General features: G+C 61.6%; 18 protein-coding genes. 11 read left to right on the forward strand and 7 right to left on the reverse strand.

Annotation, left to right across the window (positions count from 1 at the left end; all coding sequences use genetic code 11):
- The first annotated feature begins 18 nt into the window (after positions 1–18).
- The 6 genes from ftsZ (at position 19) to ligA (ending at position 8,870) form a co-directional block, all read left to right on the forward strand.
- A complete protein-coding gene (ftsZ, locus tag ACU8HS_RS16790; RefSeq protein WP_112564782.1) occupies positions 19–1,731 on the forward strand; it encodes a cell division protein FtsZ in 1,713 nt (570 codons plus the stop codon).
- 260 nt (positions 1,732–1,991) lie between these two features.
- Entirely contained in the window at positions 1,992–2,948 is a 957-nt protein-coding gene (gene lpxC, locus ACU8HS_RS16795) for a UDP-3-O-acyl-N-acetylglucosamine deacetylase (RefSeq protein ID WP_447014722.1), read from the forward strand.
- Positions 2,949–3,222: 274 nt separating this feature from the next.
- Complete coding sequence (locus tag ACU8HS_RS16800; protein WP_377310627.1) at positions 3,223–4,092, forward strand: outer membrane protein assembly factor BamD; 870 nt, start codon at positions 3,223–3,225, stop codon at positions 4,090–4,092.
- 5 nt (positions 4,093–4,097) lie between these two features.
- On the forward strand, positions 4,098–5,771 hold the full coding sequence (recN, locus tag ACU8HS_RS16805) for a DNA repair protein RecN (protein WP_447014723.1): 1,674 nt from the start codon (positions 4,098–4,100) through the stop codon (positions 5,769–5,771).
- A 76-nt stretch (positions 5,772–5,847) separates the two neighbouring features.
- On the forward strand, positions 5,848–6,366 hold the full coding sequence (locus tag ACU8HS_RS16810) for a DUF6886 family protein (protein WP_112753321.1): 519 nt from the start codon (positions 5,848–5,850) through the stop codon (positions 6,364–6,366).
- A 74-nt stretch (positions 6,367–6,440) separates the two neighbouring features.
- On the forward strand, positions 6,441–8,870 hold the full coding sequence (gene ligA, locus ACU8HS_RS16815; protein ID WP_447014724.1) for an NAD-dependent DNA ligase LigA: 2,430 nt from the start codon (positions 6,441–6,443) through the stop codon (positions 8,868–8,870).
- Positions 8,871–8,890: 20 nt separating this feature from the next.
- On the opposite strand, the gene ACU8HS_RS16820 is transcribed toward ligA, so the two are convergent.
- Positions 8,891–9,496, reverse strand: coding sequence for a BRCT domain-containing protein (locus ACU8HS_RS16820; protein ID WP_113414159.1), 606 nt, complete (start codon positions 9,494–9,496; stop codon positions 8,891–8,893).
- A 170-nt stretch (positions 9,497–9,666) separates the two neighbouring features.
- Complete coding sequence (locus ACU8HS_RS16825) at positions 9,667–10,197, reverse strand: GNAT family N-acetyltransferase (RefSeq protein WP_447015917.1); 531 nt, start codon at positions 10,195–10,197, stop codon at positions 9,667–9,669.
- 272 nt (positions 10,198–10,469) lie between these two features.
- Between ACU8HS_RS16825 and ACU8HS_RS16830 the strand changes: the two genes are divergently transcribed.
- Both ACU8HS_RS16830 and ACU8HS_RS16835 read left to right on the forward strand, forming a co-directional pair.
- Positions 10,470–11,060, forward strand: a complete 591-nt coding sequence (locus tag ACU8HS_RS16830; RefSeq protein WP_112573624.1) for a 3'-5' exonuclease — start codon at positions 10,470–10,472, stop codon at positions 11,058–11,060.
- 66 nt (positions 11,061–11,126) lie between these two features.
- A complete protein-coding gene (locus tag ACU8HS_RS16835) occupies positions 11,127–11,615 on the forward strand; it encodes a CreA family protein (RefSeq protein ID WP_112573622.1) in 489 nt (162 codons plus the stop codon).
- A gap of 258 nt (positions 11,616–11,873) precedes the next feature.
- Here ACU8HS_RS16835 and ACU8HS_RS16840 read toward each other — a convergent pair whose 3' ends face one another.
- Positions 11,874–12,341 (reverse strand): chemotaxis protein CheW, encoded by a 468-nt coding sequence (locus tag ACU8HS_RS16840; protein ID WP_112568976.1) that lies wholly within the window; start codon positions 12,339–12,341, stop codon positions 11,874–11,876.
- A 2-nt stretch (positions 12,342–12,343) separates the two neighbouring features.
- On the reverse strand, positions 12,344–14,311 hold the full coding sequence (locus tag ACU8HS_RS16845; protein ID WP_447014725.1) for a methyl-accepting chemotaxis protein: 1,968 nt from the start codon (positions 14,309–14,311) through the stop codon (positions 12,344–12,346).
- A gap of 374 nt (positions 14,312–14,685) precedes the next feature.
- On the opposite strand from ACU8HS_RS16845, the gene ACU8HS_RS16850 reads away from it, so the two are divergent.
- A complete protein-coding gene (locus ACU8HS_RS16850) occupies positions 14,686–15,288 on the forward strand; it encodes an SCO family protein (RefSeq protein WP_112568990.1) in 603 nt (200 codons plus the stop codon).
- 58 nt (positions 15,289–15,346) lie between these two features.
- Positions 15,347–16,225, forward strand: a complete 879-nt coding sequence (locus ACU8HS_RS16855; RefSeq protein WP_113414161.1) for a 50S ribosomal protein L11 methyltransferase — start codon at positions 15,347–15,349, stop codon at positions 16,223–16,225.
- Positions 16,226–16,392: 167 nt separating this feature from the next.
- Here the strand turns inward: ACU8HS_RS16855 and ACU8HS_RS16860 are convergent, their stop codons facing one another.
- On the reverse strand, positions 16,393–16,566 hold the full coding sequence (locus tag ACU8HS_RS16860) for a hypothetical protein (RefSeq protein ID WP_018115709.1): 174 nt from the start codon (positions 16,564–16,566) through the stop codon (positions 16,393–16,395).
- A gap of 278 nt (positions 16,567–16,844) precedes the next feature.
- On the opposite strand from ACU8HS_RS16860, the gene ACU8HS_RS16865 reads away from it, so the two are divergent.
- Positions 16,845–18,680 carry an aminopeptidase P family protein gene (locus ACU8HS_RS16865; protein ID WP_447014726.1) on the forward strand — a complete coding sequence of 612 codons (1,836 nt, stop codon included), beginning with the start codon at positions 16,845–16,847 and terminating at the stop codon, positions 18,678–18,680.
- A gap of 9 nt (positions 18,681–18,689) precedes the next feature.
- Here ACU8HS_RS16865 and ACU8HS_RS16870 read toward each other — a convergent pair whose 3' ends face one another.
- Together ACU8HS_RS16870 and ACU8HS_RS16875 are read right to left on the reverse strand one after the other, a co-directional pair.
- Entirely contained in the window at positions 18,690–18,998 is a 309-nt protein-coding gene (locus ACU8HS_RS16870; RefSeq protein WP_112568996.1) for an AzlD family protein, read from the reverse strand.
- A gap of 1 nt (position 18,999) precedes the next feature.
- Positions 19,000–19,731 carry an AzlC family ABC transporter permease gene (locus tag ACU8HS_RS16875; RefSeq protein ID WP_112568998.1) on the reverse strand — a complete coding sequence of 244 codons (732 nt, stop codon included), beginning with the start codon at positions 19,729–19,731 and terminating at the stop codon, positions 19,000–19,002.
- Between the last annotated feature and the right edge of the window lies 1 nt (position 19,732).

Raw genomic sequence — 19,732 nt, forward strand, 5'->3', positions numbered from 1 at the left:
AGAGAAGGAACAGGTACCATGACTATCAAGCTGCAGAAGCCTGACATCACCGAATTGAAGCCGCGCATCACCGTATTCGGCGTCGGCGGCGGCGGCGGCAATGCTGTCAATAACATGATCTCCGCGGGCCTCCAGGGCGTCGACTTCGTCGTTGCCAATACGGATGCCCAGGCGCTGACCATGACGAAGGCCGAACGGGTCATCCAGCTCGGCGCCAACGTCACCGAAGGCCTCGGCGCAGGTTCGCAGCCGGAAGTCGGCCGTGCGGCCGCAGAAGAGTGCATCGACGAGATCATCGATCACCTGAACGGCACGCATATGTGCTTCGTCACCGCCGGCATGGGCGGCGGCACCGGTACGGGTGCTGCTCCCGTCGTCGCACAGGCCGCCCGCAACAAGGGCATCCTGACGGTCGGCGTCGTCACCAAGCCGTTCCACTTCGAAGGCGGGCGCCGCATGCGCCTGGCCGAAGCCGGCATCCAGGAACTGCAGAAGTCTGTCGATACGCTCATCGTCATTCCGAACCAGAACCTCTTCCGTATCGCCAACGACAAGACGACCTTCGCCGACGCCTTCGCCATGGCCGACCAGGTTCTCTATTCGGGCGTTGCCTGCATCACCGACCTGATGGTGAAGGAAGGTCTCATCAACCTCGACTTCGCCGACGTCCGCTCGGTCATGCGCGAAATGGGTCGTGCAATGATGGGTACCGGCGAAGCCTCCGGTTCGGGCCGCGCCATGCAGGCCGCCGAAGCGGCAATCGCCAACCCGCTGCTAGACGAAACCTCGATGAAGGGCGCGCAGGGCCTGCTGATCTCCATCACCGGCGGTCGCGACCTCACGCTCTTCGAAGTCGACGAAGCTGCGACCCGCATCCGCGAAGAAGTCGATCCGGACGCCAACATCATCCTCGGCGCGACCTTCGACGAATCGCTCGAAGGCATCATCCGCGTGTCGGTCGTCGCGACCGGCATCGATCGTGCCATGGGCGAGGGCACCGACCGCGTGTTCCAGCCGGCCGCAAAGCCCGCTATCCGTCCCTCCGCGGCCGTTGCTCCGGCACCGGCCGCAGTTCAGCCTGCTCCGGTGATGCAGGCACCGAAGGCCGACCAGATTGCGCAGACCATCCGCGAGGCTGAAGTCGCGATGGAACGCGAACTGGAAATCCCGGCCCCGCGTGCCGCTGCTCCGATCCAGCAGCAGCCGGTCATGCAGGAAACCTTCCGCCCGCAGAGCAGGATCTTCGCTTCCGCCCCGGAAGCGGCCCCTGTCATCCGCCCGGCTCCGGTCCAGCAGGCTCCCGTGATGCAGCAGCCGGCTCCGCAGCCGGTCATGCAGCAGCAGCCGGTCCGCCATGAGCCGGTCATCCGCCAGGCGCCCGAGCCGGTCCGCATGCCGAAGGTCGAAGACTTCCCGCCGGTCGTCCAGGCCGAACTCGACCACCGCTCGCAGCCGGCCGCTTCCCACGTTCAGGAAGAGCGCGGCCCGATGGGACTGCTGAAGCGAATCACCAATTCGCTCGGCCGTCGCGAAGAGGAAGTCGCTCCGGAAATGACCTCCGCGCCGGCGGCTTCTTCGCAGCAGCGCCGCCCGCTGTCGCCGGAAGCAAGCCTCTACGCACCGCGTCGCGGCAACCTTGACGACCAGGGCCGCGCGGTGCCGCAGGCCCGCATGATGCAGGAAGACGACCAGCTGGAAATCCCGGCCTTCCTGCGCCGGCAGTCGAACTGAGAAGCGCACTTCTCCACAGAAAACGCCCGGGATCGAAATCCCGGGCGTTTGCATTTCTACATGCTTGAATTCTAAATGCTTTTGCCGCTGCGGATTTCGTAACAAATCGAAACGAACAGTGATTTGGATTGCAGCGCCGGTCCACGTAAGTATGAGGCAAGCGAACTGCCCTTAGAGTCCGCTTGGCGTGGTTCGGGCAGTGTAGAAGAAAGATCCGGCCTGACGGCAACAGCGGGTGCGGAAGAATAAAGGCAGAACTTATGGGACTTGGCTTGTTGGTCTTTCAGACGACGGTATCGCGTCCGGTGACTCTTTCGGGCATCGGCGTTCATTCGGGTGCCGACGTTTCGATCACCTTCAATCCGGCCGAAGCCGGCACCGGCGTCGTCTTCCAGCGCGTGCATGAAAACGGTGACGTCACCGAACTGAAGGCCGTTTCCTCGCAGGTCGGCAATACCGATCTCTGCACCGTTCTCGGCTTCTCGCCGGCCCATTCCGTCGCGACGATCGAACATGTCATGGCGGCCGTCTATGCGCTCGGCCTCGACAATGTCGTCATCGAAGTCACCGGCGCCGAAATGCCGATCATGGATGGCAGCTCGGTTCCCTTCGTCGAAGCCATCGAACAGGTCGGCCTCGTTTCCCTCGGCGTCAAGCGCCGCTACATCCGCATCACCAAGCCGGTTCGCATCGAGCATGGCGGTTCCTGGAGCGAGTTCCGCCCCTATGACGGCACGCGCTTCGAAGTCGAGATCGATTTCGAGTGCCCGCTGATCGGCCGCCAGAAGTGGGAAGGCGATCTCACCGCCGCCGTCTTCAAGACCGAGCTGTCGCGTGCGCGCACCTTCGGCTTCATGCGCGATGTCGAGCGTCTCTGGGCCTCGGGCCACGCTCTCGGCTCCTCGCTCGAAAACTCGGTCGTCATTTCCGACGACAATACCGTCATCAATGTCGAAGGCCTGCGCTACGCCAAGGACGAGTTCGTGCGTCACAAGACGCTGGATGCCGTCGGCGACCTGGCGCTTGCCGGTGCACAGTTCATCGGCTGCTACCGTTCCTATCGCGGCGGCCACAAGATGAACGCCAACGCTCTCAAGGCGCTGCTGAGCGACCCGACCGCCTATGAAGTGGTCGAGACCTCGACGCCGCGCCAGCGCGTTGCCGTTCGCGAATTCATCGCAGTCAGCGCTCCGGAATTCGCCCCCTGGTCGGCATGACCTCCAGTATACCAATTAAGGCCAGGGCCGCCTCCCAACGGGGGCGGTTTTTTTATGGGGAAGGGGCGGACGGGCGCGCCGATAGATGTTTTACGGCATATATTTAGCCGTCGCCGCTTCGAATGCTGGTGAAAAGCCCGACATTCTCGGCGGTGCTGCCACAAAAATGCGTTAATGCGTGATCATTGCGTTGCTCTCGATGGGTATTTGTGGCTAGAAACGCCAGCTAGGCGTGGCTGCCGTGGAGTGGACGGCGGCGGTGGGATTCTTTCGAATGGCTTATGCAAGGTCTGACATGATGATGAAGACAGCGCGCGCTTTGCTCGCATCCTTGATGGTGCTGAGCGCAGGCGCCTTGATTTCCGGCTGCCAGTCGGACCCTGATATCGACATCACCAAGCTCGGCCTTGAGACCGATCCGCCTGATGTGCTCTACACGCAGGGCCTTGCCAACATGAAGGCCGGCAACATGGCCGAGGCGGCGCGCAAGTTCGACGCGATCGACGCGCAGAACCCGTTCTCGGAATGGGCGCGCAAGGCGCTCGTCATGAGCACCTTCGTCAAATACCGCCAGGGCCGCTTCGACGACGCGCTCGCGTCGGGCAACAAATACATGGCGCAGTATCCGAAATCCAAGGATGCCGCCTATGTGCAGTATCTCGTGGGGCTGACCTATTCCAAGCAGATCGTCGACGTGACGCAGGACCAGCGCGCCTCGCAGAAGACGATCGAGGCGATGCAGGCCGTCGTCGACAACTATCCCGACTCCGAATATGTCGACGACGCGCAGGCCAAGATCCGCTTCGCGCGCGACCAGCTCGCCGGCAAGGAGATGCAGGTCGGCCGCTACTATATGGAGCGCAAGGAATATCTCGCCGCGATCTCGCGCTTCCGCATCGTCGTCGAGAAATATCCGAACACGAACCAGGTCGAGGAGGCGCTTGCCCGTCTCGTCGAAGCCTATTACGCGATGGGTGTGGTCGAAGAGGCGCAGACCGCCGCCGCCGTCCTCGGTCACAATTATCCCGACAGCCAGTGGTATGCTGATTCGTACAAGCTGCTGCAGTCGGGTGGCGCGGAGCCGCGTGAAAACAAGGGTTCGTGGATCGCCGCAGCGGGCAAGAAACTCCTTCTCGGTTCCTGAGGCCAATGCTGATCCAGCTTTCGATCCGCGATATCGTTCTGATCGAGCGGCTGGATCTTGCCTTCGAGACCGGCCTCTCCGTGCTGACGGGTGAGACGGGTGCTGGCAAATCCATCCTGCTCGACAGTCTTTCGCTGGCTCTTGGCGGGCGCGGCGACGGCGGCCTCGTGCGCCATGGCGAGGACAAGGGGCAGGTGACGGCCGTCTTCGATGTCGGCATGGATCACGGCGCCCGCAAGCTCTTGCGCGAAAACGGCATCGACGACGAAGGCGACCTGATCTTCCGCCGCCAGCAATCCTCCGACGGCCGCACCAAGGCCTATGTGAACGACCAGCCGGTCAGCGTGCAGCTGATGCGCCAGGCCGGCCAGATGCTGGTCGAGATCCACGGCCAGCACGACGACCGCGCGCTTGTCGATACAAATGCCCACAGGACGCTGCTGGATGCCTTTGCCGGCATCAGCGAGGATGTGCAGGGCGTGGCGGCGCTTTACCGCCAGTGGCGCGACAGCGAACGCACGCTCAAGAAGCACCGCGAGAAGGTCGAGGCTGCGGCCCGCGAGGCGGACTATCTGCGGGCGTCGGTCGAGGAGCTGGAAAAACTCTCGCCGCGCGACGGCGAGGAGGACGAACTTGCCGACCGCCGCCAGAAGATGATGAAGGCGGAGCGCATTGCCGGCGATATTGCCGAGGCTTCCGAATTCCTGAACGGCAATGCCTCTCCGGTGCCGCATATCGCCTCGCTGGTGCGCCGTCTCGAGCGCAAGAGCCATGAGGCGCCCGGCCTGCTGGAAGACACGGTGGCGCTGCTGGACGCCGCGCTGGACCAGCTTTCCAACGCGCAGATGGAAGTGGAAGCGGCGCTGCGCAAGACCGAATACGACCCGAAGGAGCTGGAGCGCGTCGAGGAGCGGCTGTTTGCGCTGCGTGCGGCCTCGCGCAAATATTCCGTTCCGGTCACCGAGCTTCCGGCACTTGCCGTGCGCATGATCAACGATCTTGCCGATCTCGATGCCGGCGAGGAGCGTCTGTCCAAGCTTGAAAAGGAAGTGGGTGTCGCCAAGGCCAATTATGAGGCCGCCGCGCGCACGCTTTCGGGAAAGCGCCATCATGCCGGCGACGCGCTGGCGCAGGCCGTCATGGCCGAGCTGCCGGCCCTCAAGCTTGAACGCGCCCGCTTCATGGTGGAGATCACCACCGATGCGGAGGAAGCGACGGCCGAGGGCATCGATGTCGTCGAATTCCATGTCCAGACCAATCCGGGCACGCGGCCGGGCTCGATCATGAAGGTTGCCTCGGGCGGCGAACTCTCTCGTTTCCTGCTGGCGCTCAAGGTGGCGCTCGCCGACCGCGGCTCGGCGCCGACACTCGTCTTTGACGAAATTGATACGGGTGTGGGGGGTGCCGTGGCCGATGCGATCGGCCAGCGGCTGAAGCGGCTTTCCGAGCGTGTGCAGGTTCTCTCCGTTACCCATGCACCGCAAGTCGCGGCACGCGCCGCCACGCATTTGTTGATCTCCAAAGGACCGTCCGGAGAAGGTTCCGACAAGATCGCCACGCGCGTTGCCACCATGGCGCAGAAGGACCGCACCGAAGAGATTGCCCGCATGCTTGCCGGGGCTTCCGTGACGGAAGAGGCAAGGGCGGCCGCGGCGCGTCTGCTGTCGGGCAATGGTTAGATTCCCTTGCGGGTGACAACGGTGACAAGCTGAGGGCGTTAGGATATGTGACCTTGCCCAGCGGTGAGGTCCATTCATGCGGCTTTTCCATTTCAGTGACGATCCCGCCATTGCCGTCTTCGAGCCGCGTCCGGTTCGCATTCCATCCGAGCGTCCGCCGGGCCAGGAATGGCTGAACGGGCCGCTCGTCTGGGCGATCGATGATATCAATGACTTCCTATATCTCTTTCCACGCGATTGCCCGCGCATCCTGGTCTGGGCAAAGTCCGATACGACCGCGGAGGATCAGAGCCTGCTCGGTGGCTGGCGGGGTACCGCCTATATCGAGCGCGGCTGGCTGGAGCGACTGGAGACCGAAACCATCCATCGCTACGAGATGCCGCTGGATCATTTCGAAGATATTCAGGATGCCGGAATGTGGGTGTCGCGCAGTACCGTCGTGCCGCTCGCGCTTACGGCCCTGTCGGGGCTTCACCGGGAATTTGCACCGCGCGGCATCGAGCTCAAGGTCGTCGATAGTCTCACGCCGGTGAAGGCTCTGCGAGACACGACATTGCATGTCAGCGCCATCAGGATGCGCAACGCGCAGCCATAATTCCAAACGTCGGTACTATTTCAATCGCGGGATTTTGCTCTAAAACCATTGCAGATTCTCTGGAGTGAAGCTGCATGTCGACCGAATCCGTCGCTGTTGAGGACCTGACCCTTGAAGATGCCGCCACCGAGCTGGAGCGGCTGGCAAAGGCGATCGCCTATAACGACGCGCTCTATCACGGCAAGGACCAGCCGGAGATTTCGGACGCGGATTATGATGCGCTCAAGCGCCGCAACGACGCGATCGAGGCGCGTTTCCCGGAGCTGATCCGCGAGGACAGCCCGTCGCGCCGCGTGGGCGCTCAGCCGTCCAATACTTTCGCGCCCGTGGTCCATTCCAGGCCGATGCTGTCGCTCGACAACACGTTTTCGCAGGAAGACGTGCGCGATTTCGTCGCCAGCGTCTACCGCTTCCTTGGCCGCCTGCCGGACAATTCGATCGCCTTTACCGCCGAACCGAAGATCGACGGTCTCTCCATGTCGATCCGCTACGAGAACGGCAAGCTAGTGACGGGTGCCACGCGCGGCGACGGCACGACCGGTGAAAACGTCACGGCCAATATCCGCACCATCAAGGAAATCCCGAACGAGCTGCCCAGGGGCGTTCCGTCCGTCGTGGAAGTGCGCGGCGAGGTCTACATGGCCAAGAGCGACTTCATGGCGCTCAATGCCCAGATGGAAGCCGAGGGCAAGCAGACCTATGTCAATCCGCGCAACACGGCCGCCGGCTCGCTGCGCCAGCTCGACGCCAAGGTGACGGCAAGCCGCAAGCTGCGATTCTTCGCCTATGCCTGGGGCGAGATGTCGGAGATGCCCGCCGATACGCAGATGGGCATGGTCGAGACTTTCAGGAGCTGGGGTTTTCCGGTCAATCCGCTGATGAAACGGCTAAGCTCGGTGGACGATATCCTTGCCCACTATGCCGAGATCGGCCTCGAACGGCCTGATCTCGATTACGATATCGACGGTGTCGTCTACAAGGTCGACAGTCTCGAACTGCAGCAGCGCCTCGGCTTCCGCTCGCGCAGCCCGCGCTGGGCGACGGCGCACAAGTTCCCGGCCGAGCAGGCCTTCACCATCGTCGAGAATATCGACATCCAGGTCGGCCGCACGGGCGCCTTGACGCCGGTCGCGCGTCTGACGCCGATTACCGTCGGCGGCGTGGTCGTCACCAATGCGACGCTGCACAACGAGGATTATATCAGGGGCATCGGCAATAGCGGCGAGCGCATCCGCGAGGAGGAGCACGATATCCGCATCGGCGATACCGTGATCGTGCAGCGGGCCGGTGATGTGATCCCGCAGGTGCTCGACGTGGTGATGGAAAAGCGGCCGGTGGATGCCGCGCCCTACCAGTTTCCCAAGGTGTGCCCGGTCTGCGGTTCGCATGCGGTGCGTGAAGCCGGTGAATCTGTGCGTCGTTGTACCGGGGGGCTGATATGTTCTGCCCAGCAAATTGAGCGGCTGAAGCACTTTGTTTCACGCCCTGCCTTCGATATCGAAGGCTTCGGTGAGCAGTACGTCGAGTTGTTTTTCAATGCGGGTCTGCTGAAAACGCCTGGGGATATTTTCAGGCTTCATGTCCACGCCGAGGAAGTCAAGCAAGTCGTCCTTCAATATCGCGAAGAACAACAGCAAGCCCGTGAAGAGCGCACGGGAAAAGTACGGAAAAAAGTCTCCGCGGACAAAGACCGGAAGTTCGAGGGTGTTGAAAAGCTATTCGATTCTATCGATAGGGCGAAGGAAGTCCTACTCGAGAGGCTGATATTTGCTCTGGGTATCAGAAACATCGGAGAGGTTTCCGCCAAAGCTCTTGCCAATGAATTTGGTAGTTTCGAGAGCCTGATGCAGGCGGTAAGCGATGCAGCGTCTGGCCGTCCGGGCAAGGCCTGGAGCGATCTTAAGAACATTGATCAAGTTGGCGAAATTGCGTTGGGCAAATTGCTGGATTCCGTAGGGCCAAATATGTCTGTCGCCGGTCATCTGTCTGCAGATGCTTGGCTGACTGGTGTGGGGCTCAGTCAACGCCAGCGAATGAACCTTCTCGCTCGATACGGCGGAGCAGCTGCTGTACAAAAAGCAGTCGCAGAAGCTCGGGAATCTGCTCCTAGGCAGCCGTACATCAGCCTAGTGAAGATGAAGGACGTCGGGGAGGTTGCGACGGATTCTTTGATCGAGTTTTTCAGCGAAAAGCATAACTATGATGCAGTAAATGACCTATTAGGTCAGATTACCGAAAAGCACAAAGTTTTGGAAAAAGTAGATAGTGCGATATCGGGTAAGACTGTGGTTTTTACCGGCAATCTTGAACACATGTCTCGTAACGAGGCAAAGGCAACTGCCGAGCGACTAGGCGCCCGAGTTTCTGGCTCAGTGTCAGCGAAAACCGATATGGTTATTGCAGGACCGGGTGCGGGATCTAAGCTGCAAGACGCACGGAAATTTAATGTCAGAATTCTGACTGAGATTGAATGGATGGAAATGGTTTCCTTATTGGACAAGTAGGACCGAAATTAAGTGAAACATCACAGATGTTTCACCCAATGCTCTTCAGACACAATGGCAATGGGATGGCCATTCTCTCGAAGCTCGCATGCTTTCAAGATCTTGTTGCCAAAAGACGAATGCTTCCATGAATCCGTTGCGTAAACACCGATAACCAAAACGTTCGTCTTTCTTGTTAGACCTCCTGCGAAGCCGCCTCTTGTTGTTACCGCTTCTTCGCAATGTTTCCGCTGACCGAAATTAAACGTGCCCGTGAAGCAATAGTTTTGTCCGTCAAATGTTAGTTCCGGCAGAGGCGAATCCAAGGGAAGGGATGTTGCCTTCAGCGCTTCACCCAATTCGAAACCTCCGTCTGCGAAACGGTTTAACGTATCGAAGAGTTCTTCCTTTTCCATTTCGTCAACGACACCGTCGGCCAGTATTTCAGCAACCCGCATATAGAGTGTGCGAATGATCGGCTGATCGCTAACCGAGCCATTCGCAGCCAGCCATTTCTGCAGAAACTCGACTTCCCGTCTGTTGATTGTACCGTCGGCAACGAGCCCCCGTGCAAGCCCAACCAACTCGTCAATTTGGCGGCTAGAGATTCGGTCGTTGCCCAATGTTACAAGAAGCGATTCGTCCATAAATGTGTTCCTTCGAGTGACTGCGAGTATAAGATCAAAAGCACACCAAAAAGTCGATATACTCTCGTTTCAGTTTCAAAATTTGTCGTGACGATCTCAAGATGCTAACGGTCGCACAGATTGTCCTCCGTCATGCTCGGGACAGGCCCGAGCATGACGGAGGAGAGGTTTCACGCCCTCAGCCGCGCCATCGTATAGGCATCGACATATTGCCCGTCGCGATAGCCGAAGGAGCGGAGCAGGCCCTCCTTCTCGAAGCCGAATTTTTCATAGAGGCGGATGGCGGCCGTGTTGTCGGTGTAGACGGTCAACTCCATCCGTTTGATGTCGTGCCAGTTGTCGGCGGCGTCGAGGATGGCGGCCATCAGGAAGGTGCCGATGCCGCGGCCGGTGAAATCGTCATGCACCCCCATGCCGAGATTTGCCGCGTGCTGGCGCCGTCCCTCGAAGCGGTTCATGCCGGCATTGGCGACGAGCTTGCCGTCGAGTTCGACGACGAGATTGAGCGCGCCGGGCGAGGGGTTTTCCATGCGCTTGCGCACCGCGTCGATGCTTTGAAAGGGCGGGCGCAGCGTGCCGGCGCGGTAGCCGGGCAGGTTCATCAGTTCGGTGACGGCCTCGGCGTCGCTCATGCGCAGGGCGCGCACGACAAGGCCCGGCAAGGAAGGTTTTTCGGGTGGGGTATCCTGACTGGCTGACATCATGCTCTCCTTGGGTTTCAAAAGAGGAGAGCGGAGTTTCCGAAACCCTGCTTTCCTCGGCAGGGTTTTCGGGGATGATCGGACTGCTAGTGACGCAGCATCGTTCCCGCGTACCCTGCAAGGGTCGTGGTGATAAGATGCATATTGTGGGTCACAGAGTTGATCATGGGCGGGAGTTTCGCCATTCGCGTGCAGATGTCAACAGGGCATGATTTGCCTTCGGATGCAGCTATCCTTATTCCAGTAGCACAGACGATTCGGATATTTGCCCCGTGAAGACCATCGCCATCGATTTCGAGACAGCCAACGAACAGCGCGGCAGCGCCTGCTCGGTCGGGCTTGCCTGGATCGAGGACGGGCAGGTGACGCGGGTGGAGGAGCGGCTGATCCGGCCGCGCGACATGCGCTTTTCCGGCATGAATATCGCCATTCACGGCATCCGGCCCGAACATGTCGAGGATGCGCCGGAATTTCCCGAAGTCATGGACGAGTTCGTCGACGATTTCCGCGGCGCCACGATGATCGCCCATAATGCCGCCTTCGATTTCAGCGTCTGGCGGGCAAGCCTCGATCTCTACCGGCAATCCTATCCGGAACTGACCTATCTCTGCAGCCTGAAGATGGCGCAGCGCATCTGGCCGCATTTCCTGTCGCACCGGCTGAACCTGATTGCCGACCATCTCGGCCTGCGTTTCGTCCACCACAATGCGGCGGAAGATGCCGCCGTCTGTGCGGCGGCGGCAATCGAGATGGCAAAGGCGGTCAAGGCCGCGACGGTTGCTGCCATTCCCGCCGTGATCGGCATGAAGCCCGGCCGGTTGACGGCCTCCGGCTACGAGCCCTGCACCTGCCGCAAGGCATGACTTGCCGTTTCTTGTAAAGATTAAGGTCATTCTTATCTTAGCTTCCGGATCAACACGGGAGTTGCCATGTCCACGTTCCGCAATGTTTTCCTCGCCGCAGCATTCCTTGCCGGCTCCGCAGGCGCGACCTCGGCAGAGGTCGTCGGCAAGGTCGGGGTCGACTGGATCGGCAATGACATCATTGTCGAGGCGGTGTCCGATCCCGAGGTGAAAGGCGTGACATGCCATGTCACCTATTTCGACCGCAGCCTGATCGACCGGTTCAAGAACGGCAACTGGTTCGAGGACCCTTCCAACAATTCCATCGCCTGCCGCCAGACGGGGCCGATCGAGATCGGCAATATCGACATGTCCAAGGATGGCAGCGAGGTGTTCCGACAGGGCATGTCGCTGATCTGGAAGACGCTTGCGGTCAACCGGATCTACGACAAGACCAACAATACGCTGATCTATCTCGCCCATTCGCGGCAGGTGACGGATGGATCGGCGAAGATGTCGATTTCGACCATCCCGCTCTACGGGCAGGATGTGGTGTGGAAGAACGGGAAGCCTTGAGGGCGAGAAGATTCACATCTTCGGTCGCGCCTGGAGCCCCCTCATCCGACCCTTCGGGCCACCTTCTCCCCGCTGGGGAGAAGGGGATATGCCGTACCGTCTCCGCTTCTTCACAGGCCGCGTTTGCCACGTCCCCTCGCCCCAGCGGGGAGAGGGTTAGGGTGAGGGGGCCGAACGTGCAAAGTTTGATTCCTTGCCCCGCATAAAAACAAAAAGGCCCGGACGAGCCGGACCTTCGCATTCAAGATATGAAACCGATCAAGCCGCTTCGCGGGCCAGCTCGTCGGCGATGACCGTGTCGAGGTTGAGGAAGCAGACCATGGTCTTTTCCAGAGCCACGATGCCGCGGCAGAAGGCGCGCTGGGCTTCCGGGATGATTTCCGGCGGCGGCTGCAGGTCTTCGCTCTTGATGGTCATCATGTCGGAAACCTGTTCGACCAGCAGGCCGACCAGCTTGCCGGCGATGTCGGTGACGATGATGGCGGAACGCTCGGAGGGTTCCGTCATCTTCATGCCGAGGCGGCAGGCCATGTCGATGACCGGGATCACGGCACCGCGCAGGTTGATGAGGCCGAGGACGTAGGGCGGGGTGTGCGGCATCGGGGTTACCGGCGCCCAGCCGCGGATTTCGCGGATCGCCATGATATCGATGCAGAACTCCTGGTCGCCCAGGTGGAACGAGACGATTTCGAGGTAGGCGCCCGACTGTTTGATGGCGTTGCTCATGATCAGAATTCTTCCCAGTTGTCTCCGGCCGGAGAGGAGGCGAGTGTCTTGGCGGCGGCGCCGCCCGTGAAGGCTCCCGCGACCTTGCCGATGAGGCTCCGTGCGGGTGAGTGTTTCGGATGCGAGGCTGCGGAGGCTTCTCGCGGCGTTGGACGGGCGCTCATGCCCTCGCCGATATTGAACTGCCGAACCAGCTGCGTCAGGTTTTCCGCGTCACTTGCGAGAGTGTGGCTGGCGGCGTTCGTTTCTTCCACCATGGCCGCATTCTTCTGCGTCACCTGATCCATCTGGCTGATGGCTGTATTGATTTCGTTCAGTCCGACCGATTGTTCGCGCGCAGAGGTTACGATTGATTTAACATGGCCGTCGATCCTGAGAACATCTTCGCCGATCTGGCGCAGAGCCTCGCCGGCAGCCGTCACCAGTTCGCCGCCGGTTTTGACCTCGGCGCCGGATTTTCCGATCAAGGCCTTGATATCCTTGGCGGCGCCGGCCGCGCGGCCGGCCAGTTCCCGCACTTCCTGGGCGACGACCGCAAAGCCCTTGCCGGCTTCGCCGGCACGCGCTGCTTCGACGCCGGCGTTCAGCGCCAGCAGATTCGTCTGGAAGGCGATCTCGTCGATGACGTTGATGATGGTGCCGATCTCGCGGGAGGCATTTTCGATTCGCTCCATGGCGGCCATCGCGTCGGTGACGATGACGTCCGACTTTTCCGTGTTCTGGCGGGTATGGGCGACCATATGGCCGACTTCCTCGGCGCGGCTGGTGGCGTTGCGCACGGTTGACGTAATCTCGTCGAGGGCTGCCGAGGTCTGTTCCAGCGAGGCCGCCTGCTGCTCGGTGCGCTTGGCGAGATCGTCGGCGGCGGCGCGCATCTGGCGGCTGCTGGCCTGGATCGAGCTGCTGTTCTCGGCAATGTTGCCCATCGCCTGGCGCAGGCGCATGGCGGTCTGGTTGAAATCCTGGCGCAGCCGTTCCAATTCGTCGCGGAAGGGCCGGTCGATGCTGGCGGTCAGGTCGCCATTGGCAAGGCGCGTCAGGCCCTGTCCGAGAGCGGTGACGGCGGCGCTCAACGCCTCGGCATCGGCGAGCCTGGCGGCTTCGCGTTCGTGCCGCTCGGCATCGCTGCGGTTCCGGTCGGTCGCGGCGCGCGTTTCCAGATCGATCTTTTCGATGGCGGCAAGGCGGAAGCTTTCGGCGGCGCGGGCCATTTCGCCGATCTCGTCGCCGCGCTCCTTGCCGGCGACGTCGCTCGTCAGGTCGCCGTTCAGGATGCGCAGCATGCTTTCGCGAACGGAAGCAACGCCGCGGCGGATGGAGCCGCCATGGATATATTGCAGCACGGCCATGGTGAGGATGGCGATGATGCCGAGCGCGATCTGGATGACGAGCGAACTGCGGGAGGTCTCGTTGGCGCTGTCGATGCGGTTGCGGGCAAGGACCGTGCCGTCATTGGCGAACTTGTCGAGGGTGGCGGTGAGCTTGTCGCCGGCCCCGTCGATGAAATCGTCGATCTTGTCGAACTCGGCGTCGGACGCGCCCTGTTCGACAAGCGCCTTGAGGTCGATCTGGATTGCCTGGCGAAGGGCGGCGACATCGGCATCGTAGCTCTTCAGGAGGTCGCCGGCTTTCAGTTCCCCGGCGAGCGCGCTCAGTTCCTTCGAGCCGTTGGAGAGGGTTGCGAGCGAGTCGGCGACGATTTTCATGCGTTCGGGCTGGACGGTCTTCTCGTCCTTGTCGACGATCGTGTCCATGGCGGCGAGAACCAGCGTCAGGCCGGCGACGCGCATGTCGTTGATGCTGTCGATACTCTGCTGGATCTCGCTGGCGCGGCTGAGGCCGATATCGACCTGCATGTTCTCGTACCAGCCGATGCCGAGCATCGAGCCGAAGCCGATGAAGGCTGCGCCGCCGAGCGTCCAGAGCCGCTGGCCGACCGAAAGGTTTCTGCGAACCGTCGAATTTGTCATGAAGCCACCCTCCGCCCAAGGCGGTTTTTCGTTCCCTCGATTTATGCTGATCCGGTCCATGCTCCGGCCGACGTCATGTCGGAACAGCGCCGAAGCACTGTAGGCATTGCTAAATATAGATATCCGAAATTAAGCCTTTCCTAACGATGTATTTTTCCGGAGCTGCTTCGCGGCGCTCCCGGCAAGCCGTTAGAAAGGCGCAGCAATTGCTCTTGGTGCGGCTTTTTCCGCAGCTTTTGCCCGGCATTTGTCATTCATCAAGCTGGGACAATTAATCACGGGTGATAATACGCATTCTTGAATTGCGCGCTCATGATCGCGACTATAATCACGCAGGCAGATGGATGGATGTCCGTGCTGGTAGGGGTCATGCAATGAAGAATTTCCGTATCGCCGTCTGGATCGCAGTGCTGGCGCTTGCCGGCGTGCTCGGCTGGTTCACGCTGGACCAGAGCCGGACGAGGGAGATCGTGGCGGAGGGGCCGTTCGGCGTGCCGTTCACGCTCGTGTCGCAGACAGGCCAGCCGATCACGGAACAGGCGCTGCGCGGCAAGCCCACGGCGCTGTTCTTCGGTTTCACGCATTGCCCCGAGGTCTGCCCGACGACGCTCTTCGAACTCGACGGCTGGATGGCGAAGGTCGATCCCGAGGGCAAGAAGCTGCAGGCCTATTTCGTGACCGTCGATCCCGAGCGCGACACGCCCGAGATCATGAACCAGTATGTTTCCAACGTTTCCAAGCGCATTACCGGCATTTCCGGCTCGCCCGACAAGATCGCCGAGGTCATCAAGGGCTTCCGCGTCTATGCCAAGAAGGTGCCGGTCGACGAGAAGAACCCGAACGGCGACTATACGATGGACCATACGGCCTCGGTTTTCCTGCTCGATTCGGCAGGCCGCTTTGCGGGAACGATCTCCTATGGCGAAAACCCCGATACGGCGATAAAGAAGCTTGAGAATCTCGTCGCCAAGGGATGACCGGCCGCTTGCAGCACTGCGCCGGTAGCGGGCGACGCAACCGGAAAGACCGCCTATCGTGAGTGAAATCCGCCTTTACGTGACGACGACCGAAAAGCAGGCCGAGCAGATCCTCGACCTGATGTCGGAGGTTTTCGGCGAAGAAGACTTCGCCATCGCCACGACCGAAATCGACGAGAAGAAGGATATCTGGGAAGCTTCGGTCTATATGATGACCGCGGATGAAGCCGATGTGCGCGCCCGTGTCGAGGCGGCGCTGCGGCTTTCCTTTCCCGGAGCGACGCTCGAGCGTGAAGTCATTCCCGATATCGACTGGGTCTCGAAGTCGCTCGAGGGCCTGAAGCCTGTCAGGGCAGGGCGCTTCCTCGTTCACGGCTCGCACGACCGCGACAAGGTCCGCACCGGCGATATCGCCATCGAGATCGATGCCGGCCAGGCTTTCGGCACCGGCCATCACGGCACGACGGCCGGCTGCCTGGAGGTGATCGACCGGGTGCTGAGGGCGCGCACGGTGCGCAATGCGCTCGATCTCGGCACGGGCAGCGGGGTGCTGGCGATTGCCGTGCGCAAGCTTCGCAACATTCCGGTTCTGGCAACCGATATCGACCCGATCGCCGTGCGCGTGGCGGCCGAGAACGTGCGCCGCAACGGCATTACCAGCGGCATCAGCACGGTGACTGCGCCGGGTTTCCATTCGACCGCCTTTTCCGAACACGGGCCGTTCGATCTCATCATCGCCAATATCCTGGCGCGGCCGCTGATCAAGATGGCGCCGCAGCTCGTCGCCCACCTGGCGCCGGGCGGATCGGTGATCCTGTCGGGCATCCTTGCCGAGCAGCGCTGGAAGGTGCTGGCGGCCTATAACGGCGCCAAGCTGCGCCATGTGCGCACGATCTGGCGCAACGGCTGGGTGACGATCCATCTCGATCGCCCGTAATCGCGGGGAATCCGGAGCAAGAAAAAAGGCGGTGCCAATGGCACCGCCCTGGACCGGCATTCAATCCGGTCATGCCCGCGAGCCGAAGGAGGAGATGCTCAAGCGGGCTCTACTTCATTCCGATAGGCCGGTCCGGTGGAGGGAGGAGGAACGGACTGGCTTCAAGCTCAGAATGCGTAGCTCGGTGCGCCCTTGTGGCGCGTGGAACGCTGGCCGGCCGCGAGCACCTTGAGGCTGTCCTCATGCTGCGGGCGGCGGGCGCCGATGATATGACGCACAGTCTGGCGTTCGCCAGCCTGTACCGGGCTGCTGTAAGCGAAGCGCGAGAGAGAGGCGGTCATTTCAAGAAATCCTTGTGTTATGGTTCGTCCCGAACCGTTCGATGCGCTCTATATAGCTATTCCGGCATGCGGCGGCAGAGGGTTTGTTTCATTGCAGCCATGCGCGCAATGCATGAAGCGTGCCAGTTTCCCACATCGAGACACATTTCTGCCAAATTATTGGGCGGCCGGCGCCATCAAGGCGCCTTGCGTCGCTTTTTCTCCCCATTGACTGAAAAATCGCTAACATGGCGGCTATCCCATTAACCGGATTCGTTTCATTCATTCGGGTTTCCAGCATGTTCCAGTCTTTCGAAGTCACCTCCACGCCGCAGTTCGGCAGGGACCGGGTTTTTGCACTGCGCGCCAGTTTCGACGCGCTCGGCATCGATGCCTTCCTCGTGCCGCGCGCCGACGAGTTCAACGGCGAATATGTGCCGGCTTGCGCGGAGCGGCTGTCGTGGCTGACGGGCTTTACCGGCTCGGCGGGCATTGGGCTGGTCACGCGGACGGAAGCGATCGTCTTTGTCGACGGCCGTTACGTGACGCAGCTGGCGGAGCAGGTGGACGGTTCGGTCTTTACCGGCGGCGATCTCGTCAACGAGCCGCCGCATGTCTGGCTGCCGGCACATGGCAGGAAGGGGCTGAAGCTCGGGATCGATCCCTGGCTGCATTCGGGCGCGGACGTGCGTAAGCTCGAAAAGGCGCTGTCGGAAATCGGCGGCGAACTGGTCTTCCTGCCGCATAATCCGCTCGACAGGCTCTGGGCCGACCGGCCGGCGGAGCCGCTGGGCGCCGTCACCATCCAGAACGTGGCGCAGGCGGGTGTTCTCGCCAAGGACAAGATCGCCACCATTGCCGCCGATCTCGGCAAGAAGAACCTGAAGGCCGTGCTGATCGCCGATCCGTCCTCGATCGCCTGGATCTTCAATATCCGCGGCGCCGACGTGCCGCATACGCCGCACCCCCTGGCGCGCGCCATCATCCATGCCGACGGCAGGGCCGAGCTCTTCCTCGACAAGCGCAAGACCGGCATCGAGCCGGAAGCCTATCTGGCGCAGATCGCCACCCAGCTCGCGCCCTCTCTGCTGGAAGAGAAACTCGCAGCCGTCGCCAGGGATGGCGGCCGCATCCTCATCGATCCCGATATCGCCTCCTATGCGCTGGCCGAAATCATCCGCAAGGCGGGCGGCGAAGTGGTGGAGGGCATCGATCCGGCAAAGCTGCCGCGGGCGGTGAAGAATACGACCGAGATCAACGGGTCGGCGGCCGCGCACCTGCAGGACGGGGCGGCGATGGTGGAATTCCTCTACTGGCTGTCGCAGAGCAAGCCCGGCACGATCACCGAGATCGGCGCGGCCGAGCGGCTGGAGGCGGCGCGCGCCCGGATGGGCCAGAGCATGCAGAACCCGCTGAAGGATATTTCCTTCGACACGATTTCGGGGGCGGGCGAACATGCCGCCATCATGCATTACCGGGTGACGACGGCGACCGACCGGCATATCCAGGCCGGCGAACTTTTCCTCATCGATTCCGGCGCGCAATATATCAACGGCACGACCGATATTACCCGCACGGTCGGCATCGGCGCCGTCAGCGAAGAGCACAGACGCTTCTTCACGCTGGTGCTGAAGGGCATGATCCAGATCGCGACGGCGCGCTTCCCGAAGGGCACGCGCGGCTGCGACCTCGATCCGCTGGCGCGCATCGCGCTGTGGCGGGCAGGGGCCGATTTCGCACATGGCACCGGCCACGGCGTCGGCTCCTACCTCTCGGTCCACGAGGGGCCGCAGCGCATTTCGCGGCTGTCGACGCAGGAGCTGCTGCCGGGCATGATCCTGTCGAACGAGCCGGGCTACTATCGGCCGGGCCATTTCGGCATCCGCATCGAGAACCTGATTTACGTGCGGGAGGCGGAAGCCATCGACGGCGGCGACATGCCGATGCTCAGCTTCGAGACGCTGACCTTCTGCCCGATCGACCGCAGCCTCGTCATTCCCGAACTGCTGACGCATGACGAGCTGCACTGGTTCAACGACTATCACCGCCGCACGCGCGAGGCGCTGATGCCGCTGATCCACGACCATGACGTCAAGGCATGGCTGGAGAACGCGACGCTGCCGCTGGAATACTGAGCCGCGCTGTTAAAGACCGATCGTGTGCCGCCAGGTCATGACGATGATCCAGGCGGCCACGAGCATCCAGGTGTGCGAGAAGCGCAGGCCGATGACGAGGGCAACGGCGAGCGCCAGCTTCGAATCCCAGCCGCCGATGAAGAAGGCGGGGGCGACGAGCGTGGTCAGCACGGCGGCCGGCACGGCATTCAGCGCCGCTTCCATGCGCGGCGGAATGCGCTTCATCCTGGTGATCATGATATAGCCGCCGATGCGCGTGGCATAGGTCGCGGCTGCGGCTGCGAGGATGACGAGGGCCATGTGGAGATCGAATTCCATCTCAGACCTCGTGGGTTTCGATGTTGAGGGCATCGGCTTCGAGATCCGGCTCCTCCGCGGGCAGGGGCAGGAGGGCGGCAAGCAGGATGCCGGCCGCGGCCCCCAGGCTCACATGCCAGGGCGATCCGACGAAATGATAGGCGATGACGGAGGCGACCGCGCTCGTTAGCGCCACGGGCAGGAAATTGTCGCGCTTGCGGAAGCCGAGAACGATGCCGAGGAAATAGGTCGGCAGCAGGATGTCGAGACCGATCGTCCTGGGATCGCCGATAAGGGTGCCGAGCATGCCGCCGACGAGGCTGACCAGGACCCAGGGGATATAGATGACGATGCCGAAGCCGAGATACCAGATGAAGGTGACGGGCTTGCCTGCCTCGCCGCGCTTGACGGTTTCGGCAAATTGCGGATCGACGAGCAGGAAGAAGGTGAAGAACTTCTGGAGCGCGGTGAAATGCCTGATGTAGCGGGCGATCGCCGCCGAATAGAGCACGTGGCGGAAGTTGACCGCAAGGATCGACAGCACGATCACCCAAGCCTGAACGTTATGGCCGAAAAGCTCGATGCCGACCAGCTGGCTGGCGCCGGCATAGACGGTGGCGCTCATGAAGGTGAGTTCGGAGAGCGACATGCCCTGTTCGGCGGCAAGCGCGCCGAACAGCGCTCCGAAGGGGGCAGAGGCGAGCGCCACGGGAAAGCCGCCCCGCAAACCTTCGACAAAGTCGGCGCGATTCATG

The sequence above is a fragment of the Rhizobium sp. KDH_Rht_773_N genome, from assembly GCF_052946295.1.

Coding starts and splice junctions, on each gene's coding strand:
- ACU8HS_RS16870 (WP_112568996.1), bottom strand. CDS start 18,998: ATGGAATTCGATCTCCACATGGCCCTCGTCATCCTCGCAGCCGCAGCC.
- ACU8HS_RS16865 (WP_447014726.1), top strand. CDS start 16,845: ATGTTCCAGTCTTTCGAAGTCACCTCCACGCCGCAGTTCGGCAGGGAC.
- ACU8HS_RS16840 (WP_112568976.1), bottom strand. CDS start 12,341: ATGAGCAACGCCATCAAACAGTCGGGCGCCTACCTCGAAATCGTCTCG.
- ligA (WP_447014724.1), top strand. CDS start 6,441: ATGTCGACCGAATCCGTCGCTGTTGAGGACCTGACCCTTGAAGATGCC.
- ACU8HS_RS16875 (WP_112568998.1), bottom strand. CDS start 19,731: ATGAATCGCGCCGACTTTGTCGAAGGTTTGCGGGGCGGCTTTCCCGTG.
- ftsZ (WP_112564782.1), top strand. CDS start 19: ATGACTATCAAGCTGCAGAAGCCTGACATCACCGAATTGAAGCCGCGC.
- ACU8HS_RS16845 (WP_447014725.1), bottom strand. CDS start 14,311: ATGACAAATTCGACGGTTCGCAGAAACCTTTCGGTCGGCCAGCGGCTC.
- recN (WP_447014723.1), top strand. CDS start 4,098: ATGCTGATCCAGCTTTCGATCCGCGATATCGTTCTGATCGAGCGGCTG.
- ACU8HS_RS16835 (WP_112573622.1), top strand. CDS start 11,127: ATGTCCACGTTCCGCAATGTTTTCCTCGCCGCAGCATTCCTTGCCGGC.
- ACU8HS_RS16860 (WP_018115709.1), bottom strand. CDS start 16,566: ATGACCGCCTCTCTCTCGCGCTTCGCTTACAGCAGCCCGGTACAGGCT.
- ACU8HS_RS16850 (WP_112568990.1), top strand. CDS start 14,686: ATGAAGAATTTCCGTATCGCCGTCTGGATCGCAGTGCTGGCGCTTGCC.
- ACU8HS_RS16825 (WP_447015917.1), bottom strand. CDS start 10,197: ATGTCAGCCAGTCAGGATACCCCACCCGAAAAACCTTCCTTGCCGGGC.
- ACU8HS_RS16800 (WP_377310627.1), top strand. CDS start 3,223: ATGGCTTATGCAAGGTCTGACATGATGATGAAGACAGCGCGCGCTTTG.
- ACU8HS_RS16810 (WP_112753321.1), top strand. CDS start 5,848: ATGCGGCTTTTCCATTTCAGTGACGATCCCGCCATTGCCGTCTTCGAG.
- ACU8HS_RS16820 (WP_113414159.1), bottom strand. CDS start 9,496: ATGGACGAATCGCTTCTTGTAACATTGGGCAACGACCGAATCTCTAGC.
- lpxC (WP_447014722.1), top strand. CDS start 1,992: ATGGGACTTGGCTTGTTGGTCTTTCAGACGACGGTATCGCGTCCGGTG.